Annotated in this window: 25 protein-coding genes and 2 pseudogenes; 9 read left to right on the top strand and 18 right to left on the bottom strand. The window is 63.1% G+C overall.

Going from position 1 to position 19,617, the window contains the following annotated elements; genetic code table 11:
• The coding region (locus F787_RS0113150; RefSeq protein WP_028491631.1) for a transposase at positions 1-290 on the bottom strand (290 nt) is incomplete at its 3' end.
• A gap of 100 nt (positions 291-390) precedes the next feature.
• Here F787_RS0113150 and F787_RS17040 point away from each other — a divergent pair.
• Both F787_RS17040 and F787_RS0113140 read left to right on the top strand, forming a co-directional pair.
• On the top strand, positions 391-543 hold the full coding sequence (locus F787_RS17040; RefSeq protein WP_018871074.1) for a hypothetical protein: 153 nt from the start codon (positions 391-393) through the stop codon (positions 541-543).
• Between the two features lie 51 nt (positions 544-594).
• Positions 595-1,359 (top strand): SDR family NAD(P)-dependent oxidoreductase, encoded by a 765-nt coding sequence (locus F787_RS0113140; protein WP_028492484.1) that lies wholly within the window; start codon positions 595-597, stop codon positions 1,357-1,359.
• Positions 1,360-1,368: 9 nt separating this feature from the next.
• On the opposite strand, the gene F787_RS0113135 is transcribed toward F787_RS0113140, so the two are convergent.
• Positions 1,369-1,701, bottom strand: a complete 333-nt coding sequence (locus F787_RS0113135) for a DUF3634 family protein (protein WP_028492483.1) — start codon at positions 1,699-1,701, stop codon at positions 1,369-1,371.
• Positions 1,702-1,823: 122 nt separating this feature from the next.
• Here F787_RS0113135 and F787_RS0113130 point away from each other — a divergent pair, with 122 nt between their 5' ends.
• On the top strand, positions 1,824-2,033 hold the full coding sequence (locus tag F787_RS0113130; protein WP_018871071.1) for a DUF3185 family protein: 210 nt from the start codon (positions 1,824-1,826) through the stop codon (positions 2,031-2,033).
• 21 nt (positions 2,034-2,054) lie between these two features.
• On the opposite strand, the gene F787_RS0113125 is transcribed toward F787_RS0113130, so the two are convergent.
• From F787_RS0113125 to F787_RS0113110, 4 genes and pseudogenes are all read right to left on the bottom strand, one after another.
• On the bottom strand, positions 2,055-2,297 hold the full coding sequence (locus F787_RS0113125) for a type II toxin-antitoxin system Phd/YefM family antitoxin (RefSeq protein ID WP_019022278.1): 243 nt from the start codon (positions 2,295-2,297) through the stop codon (positions 2,055-2,057).
• A gap of 44 nt (positions 2,298-2,341) precedes the next feature.
• Positions 2,342-2,482: pseudogene (locus tag F787_RS16875) on the bottom strand (efflux RND transporter permease subunit); the annotation flags it as partial.
• 103 nt (positions 2,483-2,585) lie between these two features.
• Entirely contained in the window at positions 2,586-2,885 is a 300-nt protein-coding gene (locus F787_RS0113115; RefSeq protein ID WP_019022277.1) for a type II toxin-antitoxin system RelE/ParE family toxin, read from the bottom strand.
• Between the two features lie 22 nt (positions 2,886-2,907).
• Positions 2,908-3,162 (bottom strand): YlcI/YnfO family protein, encoded by a 255-nt coding sequence (locus F787_RS0113110; protein WP_028492482.1) that lies wholly within the window; start codon positions 3,160-3,162, stop codon positions 2,908-2,910.
• 281 nt (positions 3,163-3,443) lie between these two features.
• Between F787_RS0113110 and F787_RS0113105 the strand changes: the two genes are divergently transcribed.
• Genes F787_RS0113105 through F787_RS0113095 form a run of 3 tightly spaced genes read left to right on the top strand, consistent with a single transcriptional unit; the run spans position 3,444 to position 4,214 of the window.
• The gene (locus F787_RS0113105) at positions 3,444-3,683 is read left to right on the top strand and encodes a type II toxin-antitoxin system ParD family antitoxin (RefSeq protein WP_042805976.1); all 240 of its coding nucleotides are present in this window, start codon (positions 3,444-3,446) and stop codon (positions 3,681-3,683) included.
• Between the two features lie 4 nt (positions 3,684-3,687).
• Positions 3,688-3,978 (top strand): type II toxin-antitoxin system RelE/ParE family toxin, encoded by a 291-nt coding sequence (locus tag F787_RS0113100; RefSeq protein WP_028492480.1) that lies wholly within the window; start codon positions 3,688-3,690, stop codon positions 3,976-3,978.
• Positions 3,957-4,214 (top strand): Txe/YoeB family addiction module toxin, encoded by a 258-nt coding sequence (locus F787_RS0113095; RefSeq protein WP_081694145.1) that lies wholly within the window; start codon positions 3,957-3,959, stop codon positions 4,212-4,214. Before F787_RS0113100 ends, F787_RS0113095 begins: the two co-directional genes overlap by 22 nt.
• 8 nt (positions 4,215-4,222) lie before the next feature.
• Here F787_RS0113095 and F787_RS0113090 read toward each other — a convergent pair whose 3' ends face one another.
• Positions 4,223-5,281: a nuclease-related domain-containing protein gene (locus tag F787_RS0113090; RefSeq protein ID WP_028492478.1), complete on the bottom strand. Its 1,059-nt coding sequence runs from the start codon at positions 5,279-5,281 to the stop codon at positions 4,223-4,225.
• A 147-nt stretch (positions 5,282-5,428) separates the two neighbouring features.
• Here F787_RS0113090 and F787_RS0113085 point away from each other — a divergent pair, with 147 nt between their 5' ends.
• The gene (locus tag F787_RS0113085) at positions 5,429-5,617 is read left to right on the top strand and encodes a carbon storage regulator (RefSeq protein ID WP_018871062.1); all 189 of its coding nucleotides are present in this window, start codon (positions 5,429-5,431) and stop codon (positions 5,615-5,617) included.
• 181 nt (positions 5,618-5,798) lie between these two features.
• Here the strand turns inward: F787_RS0113085 and F787_RS16605 are convergent, their stop codons facing one another.
• From F787_RS16605 to F787_RS0113065, 6 genes are all read right to left on the bottom strand, one after another.
• Positions 5,799-6,098, bottom strand: coding sequence for a hypothetical protein (locus F787_RS16605; protein WP_231373456.1), 300 nt, complete (start codon positions 6,096-6,098; stop codon positions 5,799-5,801).
• 82 nt (positions 6,099-6,180) lie between these two features.
• Positions 6,181-6,972, bottom strand: coding sequence for a hypothetical protein (locus F787_RS0113080; protein ID WP_231364992.1), 792 nt, complete (start codon positions 6,970-6,972; stop codon positions 6,181-6,183).
• 476 nt (positions 6,973-7,448) lie between these two features.
• Complete coding sequence (locus F787_RS0113075; protein WP_019022269.1) at positions 7,449-8,456, bottom strand: restriction endonuclease; 1,008 nt, start codon at positions 8,454-8,456, stop codon at positions 7,449-7,451.
• 425 nt (positions 8,457-8,881) lie between these two features.
• The gene (locus tag F787_RS16870; RefSeq protein WP_155989622.1) at positions 8,882-9,511 is read right to left on the bottom strand and encodes a hypothetical protein; all 630 of its coding nucleotides are present in this window, start codon (positions 9,509-9,511) and stop codon (positions 8,882-8,884) included.
• 134 nt (positions 9,512-9,645) lie between these two features.
• Positions 9,646-10,719: a hypothetical protein gene (locus tag F787_RS16865; RefSeq protein ID WP_155989621.1), complete on the bottom strand. Its 1,074-nt coding sequence runs from the start codon at positions 10,717-10,719 to the stop codon at positions 9,646-9,648.
• A gap of 160 nt (positions 10,720-10,879) precedes the next feature.
• Positions 10,880-14,374, bottom strand: coding sequence for a DNA methyltransferase (locus F787_RS0113065; RefSeq protein ID WP_028492477.1), 3,495 nt, complete (start codon positions 14,372-14,374; stop codon positions 10,880-10,882).
• A gap of 134 nt (positions 14,375-14,508) precedes the next feature.
• Here F787_RS0113065 and F787_RS0113060 point away from each other — a divergent pair, with 134 nt between their 5' ends.
• Entirely contained in the window at positions 14,509-15,087 is a 579-nt protein-coding gene (locus F787_RS0113060) for a Spy/CpxP family protein refolding chaperone (RefSeq protein WP_028492476.1), read from the top strand.
• Positions 15,088-15,119: 32 nt separating this feature from the next.
• Here the strand turns inward: F787_RS0113060 and F787_RS0113055 are convergent, their stop codons facing one another.
• Positions 15,120-16,025, bottom strand: a complete 906-nt coding sequence (locus tag F787_RS0113055) for a YgcG family protein (RefSeq protein ID WP_028492475.1) — start codon at positions 16,023-16,025, stop codon at positions 15,120-15,122.
• Between the two features lie 86 nt (positions 16,026-16,111).
• Positions 16,112-17,971 (bottom strand): sensor domain-containing diguanylate cyclase, encoded by a 1,860-nt coding sequence (locus F787_RS0113050; RefSeq protein ID WP_028492474.1) that lies wholly within the window; start codon positions 17,969-17,971, stop codon positions 16,112-16,114.
• 293 nt (positions 17,972-18,264) lie between these two features.
• On the opposite strand from F787_RS0113050, the gene F787_RS0113045 reads away from it, so the two are divergent.
• Positions 18,265-18,897: a hypothetical protein gene (locus F787_RS0113045; RefSeq protein WP_028492473.1), complete on the top strand. Its 633-nt coding sequence runs from the start codon at positions 18,265-18,267 to the stop codon at positions 18,895-18,897.
• A gap of 11 nt (positions 18,898-18,908) precedes the next feature.
• On the opposite strand, the gene F787_RS16600 is transcribed toward F787_RS0113045, so the two are convergent.
• The 3 genes and pseudogenes from F787_RS16600 to F787_RS15785 all read right to left on the bottom strand — a co-directional run.
• The gene (locus F787_RS16600; RefSeq protein ID WP_081617446.1) at positions 18,909-19,172 is read right to left on the bottom strand and encodes a DUF2442 domain-containing protein; all 264 of its coding nucleotides are present in this window, start codon (positions 19,170-19,172) and stop codon (positions 18,909-18,911) included.
• Positions 19,132-19,293, bottom strand: coding sequence for a DUF4160 domain-containing protein (locus F787_RS16595; RefSeq protein ID WP_018871053.1), 162 nt, complete (start codon positions 19,291-19,293; stop codon positions 19,132-19,134). The genes F787_RS16600 and F787_RS16595 overlap by 41 nt, the downstream gene beginning before the upstream one ends.
• Positions 19,294-19,425: 132 nt before the next feature.
• A pseudogene (locus F787_RS15785) lies at positions 19,426-19,617 on the bottom strand (LysR family transcriptional regulator); the annotation flags it as partial.

The following is a 19,617-nucleotide window of genomic DNA, read 5'->3' as shown; positions in this document are numbered from 1 at the left end:
AGCAGGCGCCGCCACTTTTTTAGCGCATAGATCTGCAGGTGGGCCTCACCCAGCGCCTCCCGCGTCTCGCGCAGCTCCGACTCGTACTGCTCGCGCAGATCCTTCGGACGGGACTTGAAGCCGTTCTCCATGTTCTTCTGCGCCTCGTCCATCCAGCTCTCGACGTCGGACACCGCCAGATCATGCTGGCGCGCCACCTCCGCCACTGTGGTCTTGCCCTTGAAGATGTCCATCACCACGGCCGTCTTGCGCTTCGCCGTCCACCGCTTCACCGGTGCTTCTTCGCTCATCATGCCCTCCTGTTGGCCCCACAATAACCTGTGCAGCCGTCGAGGGGGTCACTTCACGATGGCACAACGAACCTTCGCCTGACCCACGGCTCGAACGTACATGGACATCCCGCTGTTGATCATCGGCCTGCTGCTGGCTGCCACACTCGCGGCCTTCTTCGCCGGCGTGCTGCCGTATCCCGTCGGCTGGATCATCCTCGGCATCGCGTTCATCGGCCGGCTGCTTTATCTGCGGACCCGCGGCGGAAACTGATACGTTGGTCCCATCGAATTCACCACACGGTTAACGAGACGGAGAAGCGACATGAGTGATCTGGAAGGCAAGGTCATCGCCATCACCGGCGGCGCCGGGGGCATCGGCGAGAGCACGGCGCGCGAGCTTTATGAACAGGGCGCCAGCCTGGTCATCACCGACCGCGAGGCGGGCCCGGTGGAAGACATCGCCCGCTCGCTCGGCGAGCGCGCGGTCGGCCTGGCAGTCGACGTGACCGGGCGCGAGGACAACGAGCGCATGGTCGCCACCGCCCTGGATCGTTTCGGCCGCCTCGATGGCGTGTTCCTCAACGCCGGGATCGAGGGCGAGATCGGTCCGTTCGACAGCCGCACCGATGCCGCCTGGGACAAGGTCTTCGCCGTCAACGTGCAGGGCGTGCGCCTGGGCGCGGAAGCGGCCCTGCCGGCACTGCGCCGCGGCAACGGCGGCAGCATCGTCATCACCTCCAGCGTGGCCGGACTGCGCGGCTTCGGCGGTCTCTCGCCGTACGTATCCAGCAAGCATGCGGTGGTGGGCATGATGAAGTGCCTGGCCGCCGAACTCGGGCCGGAGAACATCCGCGTCAACACCCTCAACCCGGGCCCGGTCGCCAACCGCATGATGGAATCCATCGAGGAACAGGCGAACCCCGGCCATGCCGACGAGGTGCACCAGTCCTTCGAGGCGCGCATCCCGCTGGGTCGCTACGTCAACAACGAGGAATGCGCCGGCATGGCCGCGTTCCTGCTGTCCGACGCCGCCTCCGGCTGCACCGGCAACACCTACGTCGTCGACGGCGGCCTCTGCGCGCAGTAACCCGGGGCCCTAACCCGTCGCGCGCATGCCGCCGCCTCCGCCACCACCCGGTGGCGGGGTCCAGACGTTGCGAAAGGCCTGGTGGGTGTTCTGCGGCAGATCGCGCGAGAAGCGCAGCTGAACGCCTCCGTCCGTGCGTACCGCATGGATCCGCCCGCGCTGGATGCGGTACTGACGTGCCACGTCCTCGCAGCCGCGCAGGAACGCCCTCGGCGGCTTGCCGCGCCGCACCCGGGCCGTTCCGTCACGCAGCTCCACCGTAAACACCAGCCGTGCGTGCCACAGCATCAGCGCGACCCCCAGGGCCAGCACGGCGAACATGAACAGCAACGTCAGCAACATGATGGATACGCCACGGGCGTGGAACACGTGCCCAGTGTAGCCCCGATGCGGCCTACCGCACGCTGCGAACTCGCCAATCCGTGCTAGCGTCAGGGGATCACTCGCCAACCGAGGCACACAACATGCACTGGACCCGGATTCTGGGACTCGCCCTTCTGGCAGGAGGGATCATCCTCCTGGTCATGGGCTTCAACGCCACCGAAAGCCTGACCGAGGAACTGCACCAGGAATTCACCGGCCGCTACACCGATGACACGCGCCTGTACCTGATCCTTGGCGGGATAATGACCGTCGTCGGCCTCGTCCTGGCGATCTTCGGCGTGCGCCGCTGAGGTCGCCAACCAGCTTCCATGTCACCAATCCAGCTCCTCGTCGCATTCATCCGCCGGGGTCTCCATCCCCTCGCGGATCGACTCGCGCATACCCGGCACCGATAGCAGGTACAGGGTCTCCTGAATGGCCGACCAGTCCGACTCGGATAGCAGGACTGCGTTGTTCCGTTTGCCAGTGATCACGATTGGCTCATGGGATTCCGCCGTTTCGTCGATCAACCGGTAGAGGTTGCTGCGCGCCTCTGTAGCCGTATTCCCCGTCATGGCACACCTCGCGCGTGTGTGGGCTCCGATTAAGAGTACGCCTTGACGTACGTCCCGCAAACCGTACGCTTGATCTCCGCGCCTTCGCCGAGGCCGATCGCCAGCGGCAACATGCCGAGCACCGTGGTCAGGGTGGTCATCAGGATCGGACGCAGGCGCAGCGCGCCGGCCTCCACCACCGCCCGTTCCCCACCGCGGGCTGGGGCCTGACCACCGCAGGAGGCCAGCCCCCTGGCCGATCAGGCGCGTCCAACACCCCATCGCCCAGAGGGCTGGGCTCCCACGTGTTTAGAAATAGTCGTCCTCGCGCTGGTGCCGGAACGCCAGCAGGGTGACCGTCTCGGCATCGTCGATTTCGAACAGGGCGACATAACCCGAGCGGCCAAACGGGATCAGGAGTTCGCGGATGCGGGGGTAGGAGGCGTCGAGCATGCGGCAGCTCAGCGGAAAGCGCTCCAGTAGCGACACCGCCTCGCCGATGGCGGTTCGGGCATGGGCCGCGGCTGCCGGGTCGCTCTCCGAGAGGAACGCGACAAGCCGCAGGAGATCTTCGCGTGCCTGCGCTGTAAATCGTACCGAGTAACTCATCCTTGAGGCTCCAGCGAGTCGGCTACTGCTTGCTTAACAGACGGTCGAGATCGTTGAGCACCGATTGGGCCGGGAAGTACTCATCCGTTTCCCGGGCGCGGCGCGCGGATTCCAGACCGCGCGCCAGAAACTCGGCCCGCGCCTGTCGGCGGTCAATCTCGTGGCGAACGGCATCCTCGATAAAGGCCGACAGCGTTTCTCCCTCGCCAAGGGCCTGCTCCACCTGATGCCGAAAACCATCGCTGACCCGCAGGGCCGGTAACGTCGTGTTTTTCATACCGCGTCTCCGCAAGAACCTCCTCGGAGTGTATCGCAAATGCAATACAGCGCCCATCGGTGGACCCGTCCGCGCCGCTCGACGCAGCCTGACCCGGCTGATGGGCCACGGGTAACCACTCTGGCCTGTCTCCGTCATTGCGAGGCCTCGCAGAGGCCGCGGCAATCGGCCGTCGCTCGGTACCGCTCGTGGCCCTTGTGACCGACCGCAATGATCGACGATCCGGGGTTGCTGGCCTATACTTATGGCAAAGGTTGCCAAGCCGAGACGCGGAGGCCTCCATGGCCACAATGAACATTTCGCTACCCGATCCCATGAAATCCTGGGTAGAAGAACAGGCGCAATCCGGCCAGTACAGCAACAGCAGTGATTACGTGCGAGACCTGATCCGCCGCGACCGGGAGCGGGCGCTGAAGATCGCGCACCTGCAGGCGCTCACCACGGAAGGCCTGGAAAGCGGTCGTGGCGAGCGAACAATGGAAGAGCTGAAGTCAGCCGCCAGGAGCGACCCCGAAGACTAACAGCATGCGATATGCCCTGACCTGCAAGGCGGAAGACGACCTCATCGAGATCTTCCGCAGTAGCGTCGAACAATTCGGCCCGCAACAGGCAGAGCGCTACCACAGCCTGCTGGCTGCAACCTTCGAGTTTCTGGCGGAAAACCCTCGTGCAGCGCGTGAGCGCAAGGAAATCTCACCACCCGTTCGGGTTCATCCCGTCGGCGCACACATCGTGCTGTACCAGATCGAAGATGATGAGATCCTGATCATCCGTATTCGCCACGCGCACGAGGACTGGGAGGGAGACGAGCCGTAGGCAATGCGGTAACGCTCCGGGAGCGCGACCCAAGGCTGCATCGAACCCTGCGCCGGATCCTGAAGGAAATGCTCCGCAACGACCCGGCCACCGGAACCGGGAAGCCGGAACCCCTCCGACATTCGCTCTCGGGCTTCTGGTCCCGGCGCCTGTCCGCCCGGGACCGACTGATCTACCGCTTCGACGATCAAACCATCCACATCTTCGCGATCGGCGGCCATTACGACACGTTGTGATCCGGGCTTCAGGTACTCGCCGTCTCGGGCTGCCGGAACACCACCCATTCGTACGCACAGTCCTGGCAGGCAGAAGTGTAGGTCGGCCCGGATTTGGTCACGCGAACCTTGCGCGAGTCGCATGCCGGACATGGCCTTTTCATGGAGGTATTCGTGCCGCAGGCCCCGCAGCGTACGTAATACCCGTATTTGCCGTACATGCCGTTCAGGTTCTGCAGTTCGCCGCAGTTCTTGCAGGCAACCGCGCCATCCGTGGCCGCCGCCGACGAGGCGGCCGGCTGCGAATCCGTCGTCTCGGCTTGGGCCTGCTGCGGCTGAGGTTGCGCCTCTGGCTGCGGTGCGGGCCGGGACTCCGGCTCCGCCTCAGGTGCGGCCTGAGGGGCGGGCTCGGCCGAAGCCGGCGCCTCGCGGACCTCCGCAGCCGTCGCGCCCGTGTCCCCCAAATGGTTCTGCATCAGAAAATCGCCGATCCCCTCGATCTCCTTCTGGCTGAACCGCGGCCTCCCGGTCAGCAGGCCCTTCGCCCGCGAACCCACCAGTTCGCGCACCTTGTCGGCCACGAACTCGCTCTTCACCACGCGGTCGGTAATCTCCCGGGGCATTTCGTCCCGGTGCAGGATCGCACTGCTGGAAACCGCACAAAGCGTTCGCCAGTCCCGTCCACCAATCTGCGTCTGCATCCCCAGAAGCTTGCCGAGGAACTGCTCCACGTTCTCTCGCAGAAGATCCTTTACCAGCGCCTCCTGCAACTCCGCCTGGCGCACCGGCGACGGCATCCCGTACCACTCACCACGGTAACTGCGCGACCACTCCCCGTGGCCGTTCACCTTCACCTCGCCGTAAATACTCTTGGACTCGATCACGACCAGCCCATACGGATGGACCACCAGATGATCGACCTGCGCCCGCTCCCCGTTGTGTTCGATCCGCAGGTCGTTGATAACACGAACGCTTTCGTCATCGGCAAACTCGCGCCGCAGATAGAACGCCACATCCTGTTCCTGCTGGTGACCGGCCTTCGACCGCACGTCCTGCCCGCTCGTACCGTCCTTCTCCTTGAGAATCATCCCGCCTCCTTTGTGCGCCAAAACCCGACCAATCGTAATGGTGCAGTCCAGCCACCACCAACGGACGCGCCATCCACAGCACCATTGACTCGACCCGCACGCCGGCCTACTTTAGTCTTTTCCACATAGACCAAGCGGTTTTAATCCATGCTCGTACTCTCACGCACCGAAGGCGAAAGCCTGCAGATTGGCGAAGAGATCGTCGTGACCGTGCTGCAAAGCAAGGGAAACCAGGTCCGGCTGGGTATCGCCGCCCCCGAGGACGTGGATATCGTCCGGGAAGAAATCGCCGATGAGCCCCACCCTGCGGAAGGCACGTCGGATCGGAGGGATTAAGCCAGACGGTCGCGCTGGGACTGACTTGGACCTGCGCATGCCCCATGGGTACCCATACGGCCGACAGGACAGGCGGGCGGCCTACACGCTCCTATGGAGCACCCACCGCTCCGGCGAACACTTTGTAATGGAAAAACGAAGGACCGGGGAAAGTCCGAACAAGAAACGCTCTACACAACCTTTACAACTGTTTCGGCCACTGCTCGGGGCGCGGCGTCACAAACGGCTTGCACTGGCTCCGATCCCTCGTAAAGCGGGAACCATCCCAGACATGAACCGCGCGCGGCACCCGAACACCCTTCTCCATAGGCGCCAGCCGATACACCGCGCAATTCCTTTCATCAAAGCCCTGGAAGACGAAAGCCGCTTCACGTCCGCCAAATGGCCCGTAGCTATACCCGTGCACTTCGAATGGCTCTTGGCGCACCAGGCATCCGGAAAGAAGAAGAGCCAACGCAACGAGGATCGCGTTGAATTTCACTGATAACGCTCTCGGTTCAGGATACTTAACAAAGCCCAACCCTCGCGCGTTGACTCCATCACACTAAGACAGCCGCCCTAGCCTAGTCGAAAACGACCGCCTCGAGCCGTTCCGAAACCTCCTCAGCGAGCGGACCGAAATCAATCACGCCGTTCTGTGCAGGCGGAGCCGGCAAGATTGCAACTCCCTCCACCTTGGACCCATCTCGATAGGGGAAGGTCTCTATGTAGACCCGAACATCCATGTCATCCACCGGCATCAGAAAACGATCCGCATTAAAGCCGGACACGTCCTCGTTGTGATGGTTCGGCCTGAACGAGTACGCATCAAGCAGGCGGCGGAAGTTCGCGTAAACCGTGTCCGGGTCATAGGGGTTGTCAATCTCGAACCGATAGAACACCAGACCACTGGAGAGCATGGTCCGCAGCTCATCCTCATCGTAAGGGGGGACAGCCATGCGACCAATTGCACCCTGCCGATAGGTCTCCGCACTTACAGCCTGGAAAGACACTTCCTGGAAATCTTCCTTATCCTGGGTCGAGTAATCGATAGCGTACTGGATACCCGATCCCGCGCGACCATTGTCATTCCGACGATGGACCACAAAAGACGTGTCATCAATATCTTCCAGCCACAGACGCTGGCGGAAGGAATCGCGAACACGTACGTCGATATGGAGCAGCGACAGTTCCCCAAAACCCACCGCGCGCGTCCGGATCTCATCAGGGCCATCATCGAACATACCCAGAATCCCATCCGAACCATCAACACCAAGATAACGATCCGGGTCTGCGTACCGCGCCAGGTTGAACGGGTCCCCCGCCTCCGGCACAAAATCAACGTCATCCGGGATCCGGTAGGTCACCGGTTCCATCGAGACAGACTCGACCGACTCGGATCCACTACCCTGGGAGGAAGGCGTGGAGGCCAGACAGCCGGTTAACACGGGAAGGGAAATGGCTGCCACCACGGGCAGAATCACTCCGTTTTTGATCATATTGGTTATAGCCTTATCTTCGCCAATTGTTGTTATTGCGCCATTCTCAGTAGACACATCATATGAAGAACCGAGAAAAGCGTCCGCGAGGGTAAAGGGCGGAAATCAGCCGGTCAATCTGGCGGGCACAGGTCTGGTGTGTTAGAGGGAACCTAATCCAGAGTGCCTCACTGAAAGACGCGTCTATGTGTTCTCATGCCCGCGATCCAGGCTTCATCGAGCCCCGCGACAAATCCTCAATGAGATGCACCGGAATGCCCGGCCTCCGAACCCAGGAAGCCACCCCCTTCCGCATAGGCTCTACGGCCAACTCCCTCGCCTTCGCCGCGCTCGCCCGGTCGCGTTCCCGCCGGTCACGCAGGCCAGAACAGGCGGGTCAGCGGCACGAGCGCGCGGGTTTCTGAATCGGCGTGGTCGTAGTGTTCCATCAGGGCGGTGACCAGGCCGTTGAGGTCCATCAGCATGAGCGGGATCTTCGCCCGATCCGCCTCGTAGCGGGCTTCTTTGGTGAAGCCCCCGGTGCTCACGTAAAGCCCCTTGTCGTCGCCGTGACGCCCGCCCAGGAAGCTGCGCACCTCCTGCGCGCCCATGGCCGTATGCGGACGGTGTTTCACCTCGACCACGATGCGCGGCGACTCGAACCCGAAGCCATCGGGGGAGGCGATCACGTCCACGCCCCGATCCGGCCCCGGTGAAGACTCTCGCGTCTTGTAGCCCATCGCACGTAGCAGGCCGGCCACCAGGCTCTGCATTTCCCAGGCATCCAGACGGCTCACCCGGTCCTTGATGATCTCCACCGCCTCTTCGCGGTAGCGTTTCAGCAGGGCTTCCTCGTCCTCGCCGTCATCCTGCTCCTCTGCCGGGACTGGCGCGGTCGCTTGCCCGCTCAGCAGGGCTTCGATCTCCTGCCTGACCGCATCCGAGAGCCGGAACAGCGTGAGGGTGGACCCGAGAGAATTCCGCGCAGCGAGCGAAAGACGGTCCCGATCCAGCTCCGCCTGCCACTCTACGGCGCGCACGTTTTCGCAGGGCGGCAGCACTGCCGTGTCGTGCCGGTACTCCCCCGTAATCGTGCCCACGTGATAGATCCGGCGACTGGAGTCGTACGTGAGTACCCGGTCTCCCGCGGCCATCTCGTCCCGAAACCGGATCAGCTGGCTCGCCGCGCTCAGGCGTCGGCCGTCGGGCCAGTCCGGAAAGCGTGAGCGGTATTCTTGTACCAGCGAAGCCTTGTCCGCGAAGGCGGACAGATCGCCGATCTCCTCCCAGCCAATGCCGACATGCCCCTTTTCTCGAAATTCATCGGCCTGCCGCCCTCCCTGGCCCGCACGCACCATCCACATATTCACTTCAGCCATCATGCCCCCTGTTCAACATCTTGATCCGGTTCACTATGGCAGCCTCTCCGTCATCGCCTTACACGATCTCCGCCAGGCCCCCCGGCGGCCGATTTCAGCGTCGAAATGGGCACTTTAAGGCGTTAAACAAGCCTTCAGGGGACGTTAATCGTCTGCACTACAGTTGGTTACCGTGGTCCGAACCCGTTATCTTCGTCTACGGGTGAATGCGCACCCGTTAGTACCGAAGATCCGACAACAGGCCTTCAACCCCGGCAGGCGGTGAAGGCCTTATCGCTGGCCATCTCGCCGTCGCGATCCCATGTCGCTGTGCAGCGACCACACGCACTTGGGGTCAGACCTTGCCTCTTGCCTCTCCCATGATCTGGGGGCAAAAAGCAAGGTCTGACCCCGAACTATCTTTTCTGACCGTCACAACCCCGGGGCAGTCAACGGGACTTCGATCGATCCAAAAACCGTAGGAGACGTTCCTCACCCGCCCTCAGTTCTTCCGCAAGCTTCTCAGACAATTGATCTTCAGACCCAAGCGGCAGAGATACACGCTTCTTGGCTTCTTTTACAACCGGCGAGCGTGCTGATAAAAGCCGGGCGTCGTCGCTTATTATATGCAAATACTCATTAACCATATCCAGCGCCTCATTCACTCGCTTTCCAAAGGGCAGAAAAGCCCCGTACACCCATGACCCCATCAAAACACGAGCCTCGAGAAGAGCAGCGCTATACTTTTGAGACTCAGCTTCAAACGCATCAATCCGCTTCAAATAGATCGCCCGTTCTGACATCACCCACTTCTCCCGAGATGTCAGATGGGCCAATAATTCTCGATCGAAATCCGGCGCCTCACCGGGGCCAGCCTCCATCCGCAGTCTATCGCAAGCTTTCCATAGTCGATGACCACACATAACGAGTTGCTTTGCGGCATGAAACCTTTCTCTGCCAGCTAACTCCCTCCTCCACGTCCAAAGCCCGAATATTGCAGCAAAGGCCGCAACAACGGCAGCTAACGACATCACGAGATCCCTTACCACCGGGAGCCAAATCTCTAGCGAATCAATCACTGAGTATCCTTGCTGGGTACCGCCATGTGTGTCGAACCTAAAAGTATGAGCGTCTATGCCTGGCCGCCAAGAATAGATACCTAAGGTTGAAGTACCGATTCCAGAAGTAGAGCCCTACGCTCCGGCCGCTCCTTTCAAATCTCTTCCTCTATGTAGGCGCGAATGTCGGAATAGTAATGCCATTTGGCGTTTGATGCCGTCCTGGGCTCCAGCAACTCTCGGTAGAGTTTTAGTGCGGTAGCGTCCGGGTCTACTACAAATATATCTTCCAGCTTGGCACTTTTGAACTGGCTGAACATGGTCCTGGCTAGCGTATCCGTAGGAGGGCAGGAATAACCCACAATCACGATCTTCCTTGCCTGATGCATGTACTCATAAGCCAGCGTCCACAAAAACCGAAAAAGGCTCGTCGCAGTGATCGGCTTGTTAGGTATGGGTGGTATAATAAGGGGTGACTCGTTGTCTGCCGGATTGGGGTTTCCGCTGTCATCTGACCAAACTGTTATCTTGTTGGTTGGGACTGTCGACCCAGAGATTATTCTCTCAAATTCTGTCTTATTGCAGCGCCAGTTTATTGACCCATGAAGTTTCAATAGCAAGGGATGAGGGAATGCTTCATCCGAGTTTCTCCTTGTCCCATGGGATTCGTCGTGCGCGATTCTGTCAAAATATATTTTCTTTTTAGATAGACCTCGATCTATCAATGGCCGGTCAAGTATCGTGTCGTAGTTAAATGTGATGATTCGGTCGTTATATTGAGAAGCTGGGGTATTCGCAGGAAAGAGGGTTTCTATTAGCCTTTTTGCCTGCCCGGACCTATTTGCCCTGCACTGCGACAGGTATGCCGCGATGAGATGCGAGAGGTGGTTTAGATATTCCGGGTTGTTGCACTTTCCACGTATTGTTCGAGGGTGCAGGTTCGATAGAAATTCGTACTGGCTAACGCGGTTTATTATCGCCTGTTCGAGTCCATAACCCGTCGCTGGTGTACGGTCGAACCATTCGTTTACAACAAGCTCTGTCGAAGCTTTTCTCCATCCGTTCGAGGGCTTGAAATGTTCAATGTGTTTTAAAAAATCGCTGTCCAGTGGCGTTACTGACCGGGAATAGGGAGTTTTCTGTGGCTTGACCTCGGTCAGCCCATAACTCGCACCAGCACCTAAGATGTATAGGGTCTCAATGTCTTTTCTATTTGCTTCCTGCTTCATTGTTAACTATTGAGTCCGTGAACTAATTGAGTAGTAGCTACATATAGCGTTGCGTTGGTGGCATTGGGGGCGCCGATTGCATAGATTTGCCACTTTGAGGGAAGCACTGAGGGCCGCTCCCGCAGGATAAGTGGGCGGTTATGAGGCATCGGAAAGCGGGTCATGTCAGGCGCCAGTGGTCGTTGTCGGTGGTGGCCTGGCCGAGGATTTGGAGGGCGGCGAGGACCTGGGTGATCGACTTGGTGGGTTTGCGCTTGAAGTGGCTGGCCAGGGCTTCCGGGGTCTGGGGGCCGATGGCGAGGAGGCGGCGGACGGCTTCGACCTGGTCGGGCATGGATTTGGGCCAGGTGGGCTTTTTGGCCGGTTCGGCCGGGGTCTCGGCGGCGGCCTCGGGTTTGGCATCCAGTGTGGCGGTGGTCTGGGTGGCTTCGGGGGCCTGGTAGTCGGGGCGTAGCCAGCGGATGTGGCCCTGGGCTTCTTCGGCGGCGCGTTCGGCGTTGAGTGCGACGAGGCGGCTGAGGAGTTCTTCTTCGGCTTCGGCCTGGTCGGCGGGCTTGTCCGGCAGCGGGGTGGTGGCGCCGGGGCGGCCGACGAGGCGGTCGGCGAGGTCGTTCCAGCCGTAGGCGTCGAAGACGGCGCGGTCGAGGTCGTCGTGCAGTTCGCGCAGCAGGGAGACGAGGCCCTGTTCGTGGATGGTGCGTTCCTTGGCGCTCAGCGATTCTTCGGCGCGCAATTTTTCCAGCACGTTGTACATGCCGGTGAGGGTGAGGTCCGGGTGTTCGGCCTGGCGAGCCTTGCGGTGGGCGTCGATGCGTTCGGCGAGGTCGCCGATGGTGGCGGCCTGCTGATCGTCGAGTTCCGGGAAGGGGAAGGTCTCGAAGCAGCGGGTCTTGTTGTAGCGCGGACGGTCTTCCAGGGTCCCGCCCATCGCCAGGGCCCAGGAAACATGAATTCGGCTGGAGAGGACACCCAAGCTTGAAGGCCGGTCGATGGCGATGTTCACCAGCATGTTGTCGGGCAGGATGTCCGCGTCGAGGAACTGGAAGACGCGATGCTTGGTGGTTTCGACGGTGGCGATGTAGCGGGGAAGACCGGCAGCATATGCACGCCATTCAGGACGCGGACGACCGTGTAACCACCAGTTTTCGCGGATACCACGATCACGATTCTGATCGCGTTCGGGCTTCACTCGCTCGGTGAGCCATTGGTAGATCGTCGGATATTCGCGCTTTACTTCTTCGATCTGAAGGCCAAACAGGTCGATGACCATGACACCCCGGGGTGTCTGGGTGAGGTCCCGGCCATTGCGATACTGGCGGATTACGTTATCCAGCCCCGGCCGGGTGCCGAGGCCCAGCATCTTCGCTTCATCGCTGTTCACGATGAAACCAGCGCCGAACAACATCACACCTCGGCTGGTCAGGTCAGCATTCGCCTGTAGAGTGTTGGCACCGGCCACATTCGCGCCCACGGCCAAATTGGCGAATAGTTTGCCCGTTCGGTGAGTGAGCTCCACTGCACGGGCATCGTCATTCGCATCGCGTTCGTTGACGACATGGCGCAGTGTGCCGGGCTGGTCCCCGGGTACGCCGACGGTCATCGCAATGCGCACGGCGGCTCCATCGGCGCTGTCCACCCAGGGGTGGTCGGGGATGGCGAAGGCGAGCGACAGCGGCTTCTTGCTGTCGTTCAGGTGCGGTTCGAGCACGCGGCGGTTGAAGGTCTGGCGCAGGCTGTTGGTGGTGATGAAGCCGAAGCGCCGGGCTTCGCCCTTGCGGACCTTCTCGGCTGCGATGTGCCACCAGTACATGACGAAGTCGGCGGAGTCCGGGACGATGCCCTTGAAGACCTTTCGCACGGCGTCCACGTAGCCGTCGCCCAGTGCGCGGCGCATGGTGGCGGCGCCGATAAACGGCGGGTTGCCGACGATGAAGTCGGCTTCGGGCCATTCGGTGCGGCGCGGGTTGCTGTAGTGGTAGACGGGGGTGCGGGCGGTCTCGTCGGGGATGAGTTCGCCGGTGACGGGGCTTTTCTTGTAGCTGATGCCGTCCCAGATGGTCACGGGCTGGCCGTGGTCGTCGGTCATGGGTTCGCGGCTGTCGTATTCGATCAGCGCGTCGCGGCATTCGATGTTGTGGAAGTCGCGCAGGATGGGTTCGGGCAGGCTGAGGCGGCCGTGCAGGCGGTAGTGCCATTGCAGGTAGCCGATCCACAGGACGATTTCGGCGATGGCGGCGGCGCGCGGGTTGATCTCGAGCCCCAGGAACTGGTGCGGGTCGACGGTGAGGCCTTCGGTGTCGAAGGTGCCCTGCCCGGCGCTCAGGTCGCGGATGAGGTTGAGCACTTCGCCTTCGAGGCGCTTGAGGTGTTCCAGCGCGACGTAGAGGAAGTTGCCGGAGCCGCAGGCGGGGTCGAGCACGCGCACTTCGCGCAGGCGCTGGTGGAAGCGGTGCAGTTCGTCCAGGGCCTTGTCGGGCTTGTTCTGCTGCAGCCAGGCCTCGGCGGCGACCTGCACGGTGTTCCATTCGGCGCGCAGGGGCTCGATGAGCGTGGGCATGACCAGGCGTTCCACGTAGGCGCGCGGGGTGTAGTGGGCGCCGAGCTTGTGGCGTTCGCGCGGGTCCAGCGCGCGTTCCAGCAGGGTGCCGAAGATCGCGGGTTCGACGAAGCGCCAGTCGGCGCGGGCGGCCTGGATGAGCAGGCCGATCTGGTCGGCGTTGAGCGGGATAGGGTCGATGTTCTGGAACAGGCCGCCGTTGAAGCGCTGCACCTTGTGCATCAGCTGGCCTTCGTAGCCGCCGGTGTTCATTGTCTCCCACAGCGAGCGCATGGCGTCGGGGAAGTGTTCGGGGTTCTGCTGCAGGCGCTCCAGCAGGGCGGTGAAGCAGCCCTTGGGCAGGAGTTCCACGTCCTCGCTGAACATGGTGAACAGGCAGCGCTTGAGGAAGTGGGCGACGCGCTCCACATCAAAGCCCTGCTGTTCCAGGGATTTGGCCAGTTCGGCCAGGCGCGCGCTGACCTCGCGGGTGACGCGGGCGGCGTGCTTGCTGGCGTCGAGCTGGTCGGGCGCCAGCCACAGGTGGTGCAGGCGCTGCTGGATCTCGGGGTCGCGCAGGTCTTCCAGGCGGATGCGGTGGCGGCTTGGGTCCGGGTACGGGACGTAGGTGCCGCCGGAGCGGGAGAACTCGGCGTAGAGCTCGAGGCTGCGGCCGACATCGGTGACCACGATGAACGGCGGGCGGCCTTCGTCTTCCGGCAGGGCGCGCACGTACTGGTCGGCCTGGTTCTGCGCGGCGAGCATGGCCTTGTCCCACCCCTGGGTGTGCAGGCCCTTGCCGGTCTGCTTGGCCTCCAGCACGAAGCAGCCGCGGCGGTAGAGGTCGATGTAGCCGCGGTTTTCGCTGCCGTCCGGGTTGCGGATGGTGACGCGGCGTTCGAACACGTAGGCGTTGTCGCGGGTGTCGTCGCTGGCCGGGTCGGGCTGCGGCAGATCCAGCAGCGCGCACAGCTCGGTGAGGAAGAGCTGGTAGTTGGCGCGCTCGCTGCCGCCCGTGTCGCGCCAGCGGTCGAGGAAGGCCTCGACCTGTTCCGGGGCGGCAATGGCTGCGGCGGGTTCTTCGTCGGCGTGTGCCGGCGCCTCGGCGGTTGCGTCCATCGGCCGTATTTCCTTTGATCTTTCCGGGGAAACGATACCGATTCAGATCGCCGTTGTCCCGTATCCGGCGCCGGAACCACCCGTGCGTGGCAGAATCCAAACCTTGCTTTACCGACACCCACAGGGAGAGAGACATGCAGCACCGCACCACCCGCTGGATTTTTGGACTGGCCCTTGTGGCTTGCGCCGGTACGGCTGCGGCCAACCCGTATGCGGATCTGCAGGAACGCGAGATCAAGGCGCTTTCCGCAGCCGAGAAGCAGGGCCTGCTCGAGGGTCAGGGTCTGGGCACCGCCCTGCCCGCCGAACTGCATGGCTTCCCGGGCCCGATGCACGTGCTGGAGGTCGTCGATCATCTGGATCTCACGTCGGATCAGCGCGCGGAGACCGAACGGCTGTACGAGGAGATGCGCGCGGAGGCGATCGAGCTGGGCGAACGCATCGTGGAACTCGAACGCGAGCTGGATGAAGGGTTTGCCTCCCGGGAGATCAGCGAAGACCGGATCGAGGCGCTGTCCGTGGAGATCGGCAAGCTGCGCGGCCAGCTCCGTTCCACGCATCTGGCGTATCACCTGAAGATGGATGCGCTGATGGACGAGGACCAGAAGGCGGCCTATGCACGCGCCCGCGGCTACGAAGGCTCCGACGACGAGCATCACCACGGCGGGCATCAGGGCCATGATCACGACCACGGGCACCATCACGGTCACTGATACGATACGACCCGGCGCCCGCCGGTTCGGCGTCAGAAGCCGCCTCCTCCGCCGGCGCCTCCCCCGCCTCCGCCACCACCACCGCCGAATCCGCCGCCGAAGCCACCACCGGCCGATCCCGGGCGCGCTCCAGGTGGCGGGGCCGCGGGAAACGGCATGTACCGGTAGACGCCCCAGGCGGCAAGCAGCGCAAGCGCGACCCAGAAAAGCGCTCCCACCACGATCAGCCCCACTCCGGTCTTGCTCAACACGGCACGGTTGCGTGGCAGCAATGCCGCCAGCAGCAGGCACAGCACACCGGGCACCACGAACCAGAGGACGGTGCCCAGCGCGAACGGCGTGGTCCACCAGGGGGATACGTGCAGGCGTTCATGCCAGGCGCCCACGGCCCGCGGCGGGTCGCCTTCGGGGCCGATGGCGGCCGTTTCGATCAGTTCTTCCAGACCGGCGCGCAGGCCCGCCTCATAGGCCCCGCGAGCAAATTCGGGGAGGACGCGCACGTCCATGATCTGCTGCAGATGGGGGCTCCAGAGGTCGTCGTTCCAGGCGCGGTCGGCCTGAACCCAGGCCTTGCGATCATCCCGGCTGACCATCAGCAGCATGTCCCGGCCTTCGGTACGCCGATCGGGGTGCAGCGCCGGGCGCCAGATGGCGAGCCACAACCGGGTAAAACCATCGATGCCCAGCGAATTGCGGGCCTCGTAGTGCGCCACGGATTCCACCGTGACCACCACGATGTGGGTCCCATAGCGGCGCAGGGCCCGGTCCTGAAGGGCCTCCACGGCCTCGCGGCCGGAGGCGCTCAGCAGCCCGGCGCGGTCATCGAGAAACGGCTGCTGCTCCGGCGGATCAGGGATTTCCGCCGCAAACGCCGATGCCGGCACCACCAGCAACAGGGCGAGGACCAGAAACCCGTGAAGGTATGTACTCTGGCTCATACCCCTATAGCTAATATGGCCATGGCGCATGTCACACCGCGCAGGGGCGTGCTCGCATGCAAACCCATTCGCGGCCAGGGCCGCTCCTACGAGTTGGCGACCACGCGGTCGCGCCCTGCGCGTTTCGCTCGGTACAGGGCGTTGTCGGCGCTTTCGATGAGTTCGTCGATGTCCTGCTGGCCATCGCTGCTGGCCACGCCGATGCTGACGGTCACGCGGATGGTCTCGCCCTCGTGCTCGATGGCCATCGCGGCCACGGCCCGGCGCAGCCGTTCGGCGATCTCGCAGGCCTCTTCGGCATCGACCCCGGGTAACAGGACGAGGAACTCCTCCCCGCCGAACCGCCCGCTCAGATCCAGCGGCCGCAGGGAATCACGCAGGGTATCGGCCAGGCCATGCAGGACCCGGTCCCCCACCGGGTGCCCCCAGGTGTCGTTGACCCGTTTGAAGTGGTCCAGGTCCAGCATCAGCAGGGACACCGGATTCTCGTTGGCGGCACGCCGGCGCAGTTCGCGTTCGGCCACCCCCAGGAAATACCAGCGGTTGGCGATGCCGGTCAGCGGATCGGTGGAGGCAATGCGTTCCAGCCGCTGGTTGGCCTCCTGCAGCGCGGCGGTGCGCTCGGCCACGCGCCGTTCCAGTTCCTCTTCCGCGCGCTTGATCTCGGTCAGGTCGCGCTGCACGCCCACGTAGTGGGTCACCCGTTTGTGTGCATCGCATACGGGGGCCAGGCTCAGCTGGATCCACAGCGGTTCGCCGTCGCGGCGGTAGTTGCGCACCAGGGTCTGCACGGGTTCCTCCCGCCGCAACGCCTCGCGGACTTCCCGCACGCCCTCCTGCTCGCTCTCGTCATTCTGCAGGAACCGGCAGTTGCGGCCCAGGACCTCTTCACGCGGGTAACCAAAGAGCTTCTCGAAGGTATCGTTCACCCAAATGATCGGGTTATCGCGGCGCCGGGCGTCGGTGATGATGACCGCATCGTTGATGGCCTTCATCGCCCGTTCGAACAACCTGAGCCGCATGCGCTGGGACTCGATCTCGCGCATCAAAAGGCCGACCCCGATCCCGGTGATGGCGGTAACGGCCAGGAATTCCTGCATCGCGAGGATGGCCCTTTCGGAGTCCACGCCGTACATCGGCCAGGATACGTGCACCATCCAGACAACGGAGGTGGCCGCCACCATCGCCACCAGCAGAGCTGCGCCGACCACGCCGAACCGGGCCGCGGCCCACAGCACCGGCGGCAACAACAGCACCAGCGCCAGCGGATGCCCGCCGTCCTCGGCTCGCCCGGTCGTCAGCAGCACCGTGGCCATGGCCGCCAGCAACACCAGCAGGGCACCCGCCTCCAGCACCCGGCCACCGGTCCACCCGTGGAGCAGCTCGCGGTGCTGCCGGCTCAGGATGACCAGCAGCGGCGTCAACAGCAGCAGGCCCAGAGCGTCGCCGAACCACCACATCTGCCAGTGCGCGAGGTAACCACCCTCCTCGCCCAACAGCCCGCGATAAACCCCGGCGCCGAACAGGGCGGCCAGCCCGGCCGCCAGCAACGGCCCGAACAGCAGGAAATAGCCGCCCCGGGCGAGGCTGTCGAAGTCGAAGCGCGGACCGGTGAACCAGCGGATGAGCGACGCGGCCAGGAAGACCTCGAACAGGTTCACCATGCCGAAGGACACCGCGGCCCACAGCGGGAAGGTCGGGAGGTCGGCGGCGATCTCCGCCGCCATCACGGCCGGCACCACCCAGGCCCAGCGGCGCACCGGCAGCAACAGCAGGGCCGCCAGCGCCACGGCGTTGGGGGGCCAGATGATGGCTTTTCCATCGGGGGACACGGTCTGCGTCACCCCCAGCCAGGCCCCGGCGAAATAGCCCAGTCCGACCACCGCCATGATGCCCATGCCGATCAACCATTCCGGGCTTGCCCTTGTTACCTTTTGCTCGTCCATGCGATGAATGCCTGACTGGACCATTCAGCGAAAAACGCGGAACTATATCACATTTTGGTTATATACCCTTCCACCCAAACCCCTGCGTTGATGCGGGGCACGGCGAGCGTGCCGTGCCTATACTCGGACTGAATCACCCCCCTCCGCGATACGGGAAGGAGATCAGCATGGCCAGGCGTGGTTACGGGCCGGCGGCCCGATGGCAACCGAACGAACCCTCCCCGAGCGCCGCTAGCGGGGTTGCCGAAGCCCCCTCGGGCCCCGGGTCCCCGCCGCCGGGAGAGGAAAGCCCGGTGGAAGGCCAGCTGGAGTTCGTGAAGATCTCCCCGCTCAAGCGGCTGCCGTTTTTCGGCGAAAAGACCAGCAGCATCGCGGAACTGCGCCAGGCCGGCACGCCGATCGCCCGGCTGCGTCGGCCCTCGGGCGGGCTCGCGGCGTGGTTCGGCAGGCCGGAGCTGCATTTCGCCACCACGCGCATGCGCCTGGCCGACCCGCCGGACGCGGGGTTCTTCCAGCAGCTTCAGCGCAATGTCGGCTTCTTCGGGATGCCGCAGCGCCAGGAGGTCTGGCGTGCCGGCGCGGGTACGGTCACGCAGATCGAGGAGACCAGCACCGACCGCAAGACGCTCAGCGGGCTGTTCAGCTATCGCGACGATCACTACCAGCTCAACGGCGAACGCACCGACCGGCGCGGGCTGTTCAGCTATACCCTGCGCGATAATCGCGACATGGTCGCCACACTTCGGCCCAAGCAGGAAACCGGCCTGACCGGCGGCTGGTTCGTCGAGGTCATCCATCCGCGTCCGGTCGGGGCCATCGCCATTGCCTGCCATATGGCCATGTGGCTGGAACAAAGCACCGGCGACTCGAGCGTCGCCGCCGGAGGGGCCGCCGGAGGCGGTGGTGGCGGTGGCGGCGGCTGCTGACCCCGCGCCGATCAGCCGGTCGCCCTGTTCGGAAACCGCTCCGGGTGCTCAATGATCTCCTGCGTCAGGTCGACATCAATATCGGGCCAGTAGAAATGTCCCGGGGATGGTTCTTCGACATTCACGATGGCCCTGACCGGCTGGTCACGGAACCAGGGGAATTCGTCGTAGGGCATGAACAGTTCCTGGCCTCGCACGAGCAGCCAGAGACCATGCCCCGAAATGTTCGTGACCTCAACTTCCGAAATAGCGTTGCCATGCGCTGACAAGCTCATGATGGTGCTCCTCGATCAGCCACTCGATCTCTTTCAGCTGCGCCCGGTTGTATCGCCATGACTGCGCCAGCTGTAGTTCCGGTTCCAGCCAGAATTTTGCTTCGCCCTCCGCCGAAACCACATGGACGTGCTTGCGCGTTTCTTCTCGCGAGAAGAAAAAGAATCGATACCCCTTCTCTCTGAATACGGTTGGACTCGTCGTTGGTATCAGACCTGGCTTCGAGGGTAGCAGTATAGTCGAGACACGTCCCTTTCAGCCGCGGCGCACGGAGGCCTGGTGGAGTTCGTCACGGGCGATGCCGACGAAGTCCTGCATGAAGGCGAGGCCTTCGTCTTCGCGGCGGATGGCCAGGCGCAGGGTGCTCCACAGGCCATCGGGGCCCATGCGCAGACGCGCGATGGCGGAACGCCCGGGGCCACGCGAACCGGTGCCGGCGCCCTGCAT

This window comes from Thioalkalivibrio sp. ALE19, assembly GCF_000428605.1.
Taxonomy (GTDB): Bacteria; Pseudomonadota; Gammaproteobacteria; order Ectothiorhodospirales; family Ectothiorhodospiraceae; genus Thioalkalivibrio.
Note: the sequence above shows the minus strand (reverse complement) of the source record. Positions and strands in the feature narration are given on the sequence as shown.

Coding starts and splice junctions, on each gene's coding strand:
- F787_RS17040 (WP_018871074.1), top strand. CDS start 391: ATGGACATCCCGCTGTTGATCATCGGCCTGCTGCTGGCTGCCACACTC.
- F787_RS0113140 (WP_028492484.1), top strand. CDS start 595: ATGAGTGATCTGGAAGGCAAGGTCATCGCCATCACCGGCGGCGCCGGG.
- F787_RS0113135 (WP_028492483.1), bottom strand. CDS start 1,701: ATGTTGCTGACGTTGCTGTTCATGTTCGCCGTGCTGGCCCTGGGGGTC.
- F787_RS0113130 (WP_018871071.1), top strand. CDS start 1,824: ATGCACTGGACCCGGATTCTGGGACTCGCCCTTCTGGCAGGAGGGATC.
- F787_RS0113125 (WP_019022278.1), bottom strand. CDS start 2,297: ATGACGGGGAATACGGCTACAGAGGCGCGCAGCAACCTCTACCGGTTG.
- F787_RS0113115 (WP_019022277.1), bottom strand. CDS start 2,885: ATGAGTTACTCGGTACGATTTACAGCGCAGGCACGCGAAGATCTCCTG.
- F787_RS0113110 (WP_028492482.1), bottom strand. CDS start 3,162: ATGAAAAACACGACGTTACCGGCCCTGCGGGTCAGCGATGGTTTTCGG.
- F787_RS0113105 (WP_042805976.1), top strand. CDS start 3,444: ATGGCCACAATGAACATTTCGCTACCCGATCCCATGAAATCCTGGGTA.
- F787_RS0113100 (WP_028492480.1), top strand. CDS start 3,688: ATGCGATATGCCCTGACCTGCAAGGCGGAAGACGACCTCATCGAGATC.
- F787_RS0113090 (WP_028492478.1), bottom strand. CDS start 5,281: ATGATTCTCAAGGAGAAGGACGGTACGAGCGGGCAGGACGTGCGGTCG.
- F787_RS0113085 (WP_018871062.1), top strand. CDS start 5,429: ATGCTCGTACTCTCACGCACCGAAGGCGAAAGCCTGCAGATTGGCGAA.
- F787_RS0113080 (WP_231364992.1), bottom strand. CDS start 6,972: ATGGAACCGGTGACCTACCGGATCCCGGATGACGTTGATTTTGTGCCG.
- F787_RS0113075 (WP_019022269.1), bottom strand. CDS start 8,456: ATGATGGCTGAAGTGAATATGTGGATGGTGCGTGCGGGCCAGGGAGGG.
- F787_RS16865 (WP_155989621.1), bottom strand. CDS start 10,719: ATGAAGCAGGAAGCAAATAGAAAAGACATTGAGACCCTATACATCTTA.
- F787_RS0113065 (WP_028492477.1), bottom strand. CDS start 14,374: ATGGACGCAACCGCCGAGGCGCCGGCACACGCCGACGAAGAACCCGCC.
- F787_RS0113060 (WP_028492476.1), top strand. CDS start 14,509: ATGCAGCACCGCACCACCCGCTGGATTTTTGGACTGGCCCTTGTGGCT.
- F787_RS0113055 (WP_028492475.1), bottom strand. CDS start 16,025: ATGAGCCAGAGTACATACCTTCACGGGTTTCTGGTCCTCGCCCTGTTG.
- F787_RS0113050 (WP_028492474.1), bottom strand. CDS start 17,971: ATGGACGAGCAAAAGGTAACAAGGGCAAGCCCGGAATGGTTGATCGGC.
- F787_RS16600 (WP_081617446.1), bottom strand. CDS start 19,172: ATGAGCTTGTCAGCGCATGGCAACGCTATTTCGGAAGTTGAGGTCACG.